Raw genomic sequence first — 338 nt, forward strand, 5'->3', positions numbered from 1 at the left:
TCGGCGACGCCCTCGCCCCCGTCCGCCCGCACACCGCCCGCGGCGCCAACAACGGCATCGAACAAGCCGCCGGCCTCACCGCCGCTCTCACCCAGCACCGCAAGTACACCGCCGACCTCACCGCCGCCCTGCACGGCTGGCAACGCCGGCACCTGCCCGCCGCCGTCGCCGCCGTGCACCGCGGACCCGCCATCGGCCACCAACTCGGCCTCGGCACCCACCAACCCGCCCAGTAACCCACCTCGAGCGAAAGGAGGTGGCCCCTCGTGGCCACCAAGACCACCGCGATCGTCGTCGACGACCTCGACGGCTCCACCGACGACGTCGGCACCTACCAG

Annotated in this window: 1 pseudogene; it reads left to right on the top strand. The window is 73.7% G+C overall.

From position 1 onward, the window contains the following. Window positions 1–236: pseudogene (locus ACLQ24_RS30475) on the top strand (monooxygenase); the annotation flags it as partial. Between the last annotated feature and the right edge of the window lie 102 nt (window positions 237–338).

Origin of the sequence: Micromonospora sp. DT4 (assembly GCF_049841675.1) — a bacterium.
Taxonomy (GTDB): domain Bacteria; phylum Actinomycetota; class Actinomycetes; order Mycobacteriales; family Micromonosporaceae; genus Micromonospora.